Genomic DNA, 1613 nt, shown 5'->3' with positions numbered 1-1613 from the left:
AGCCCTCACGGCCTGACCCGCCCCCGTTATGTTTTTTGCGGTCCTGCAAGAGGGCCGCTGGCCTCCGGGCCCGGCATGGCTGTTGCCCCCTGTCGATGGGATGACCTGGGGGGTGGTGTCACCGGGTCCGAGGGGTGCCGTCGGAGACGCTGATCAGAGGTCCGACCACCGTCCGGTCGGGCGCAATGCCCGGCCGCTTTCGGGCGGCAGGTCTGCATAACGTGGATGCGCGAGAACGGCTCCCGACCCTGGGGCCGGCACGCTGCGAGACCTGTGGGGGCACGGTGATCAGTATCGACGGGGTGGGCGTCTTCCTGGGCCTGGACGTCGGCAAGCAGACGCATCACGGCCACGGTCTGACTCCGGCCGGGAAGACGGTGTTCGACAAGCCGCTGCCGAACAGCGAACCGAAGCTGCGGGCCGTCTTCGACAAGCTCACGGCCAAGTTCGGCACCGTCCTGGTGGTCGTGGACCAGCCGGCCTCCATCGGCGCCCTCCCGCTGACCGTCGCCCGGGACGCCGGCTGCCAGGTCGCCTACCTGCCCGGACTGGCGATGCGCCGGATCGCCGACCTCTACCCCGGCGAGGCCAAGACCGACGCGAAGGACGCCGTGGTCATCGCGGACGCCGCCCGCACCATGCCCCACACCCTGCGCACCCTCGACCTTGCCGATGAGATCACCGCGGAACTGACCATGCTGGTCGGCTTCGACCAGGACCTCGCCGGCGAGGCCAACCGCACCAGCAACCGCATCCGCGGCCTGCTCACCCAGTTCCACCCCAGCCTCGAACGGGTCCTCGGGCCGCGTCTGGACCACCAGGCGGTGACCTGGCTCCTCGAGCGTTACGGATCCCCGCAGGCGTTGCGCAAGGCCGGCCGCCGAAAGCTGGTCGAAGTCGTCCGCCCCAGGGCCCCGCGCATGGCCGAGCGGCTGGTCGACGACATCTTCACCGCGCTCGACGAGCAGACCGTCACCGTCCCGGGCACCGGCACCCTCGACGTCATCGTCCCCTCACTGGCAAAGTCGCTGGCCGCCGTTCACGAGCAACGCCGGGCCCTGGAAGCCCGGATCGAGGCACTGCTGGAGGCCCACCCTCTTTCCCCGGTCCTGACCTCGATGCCGGGCATCGGCGTCAGGACCGCCGCAGTCCTCCTGACCACCGTCGGCGACGGCAGCTCGTTCCCGAGCGCCGGCCACCTGGCCTCCTACGCCGGTCTCGCCCCGGCCACGAAGCAGTCCGGCACCTCGATCCACGGCGAACACGCCCCCAGAGGCGGAAACCGGCAGCTGAAACGCGCGATGTTCCTCTCCGCGTTCGCAGCCCTCCACGATCCCGCCTCCCGGACCTACTACGACCGCTGCCGAGCCCGCGGCAAAACCCACACCCAGGCCCTCCTCCGCCTCGCCCGCCACCGCATCAGCGTCCTGTTCGCCATGCTCCGCGACGGAACCTTCTACGAGCCGAGGACCCCTCGACTCACTTGACGAAGAACATAGAGGCACCCCCCCTTACGTCAGCGCTCCCTGATGCCCGTCACGGGTAGTAGTGCGTGAGGGACTCGGCCGCGCACGCCGGTTTGGCGGAGTCCTCCAGCTCGAAGGTGAAGGACC

Annotated in this window: 1 protein-coding gene; it reads left to right on the top strand. The window is 69.9% G+C overall.

Annotated elements, in window-relative coordinates:
• Positions 1-284: 284 nt before the first annotated feature.
• Complete coding sequence (locus tag ACZ5GT_RS40740) at positions 285-1487, top strand: IS110 family RNA-guided transposase (protein ID WP_359352463.1); 1203 nt, start codon at positions 285-287, stop codon at positions 1485-1487.
• Positions 1488-1613: the final 126 nt, after the last annotated feature.

It is taken from the genome of Streptomyces sp. NPDC031340, from assembly GCF_055569945.1.
The sequence above is the reverse complement of the archived record's forward strand: the minus strand, read 5'-3'. Positions and strand labels throughout refer to the sequence as shown.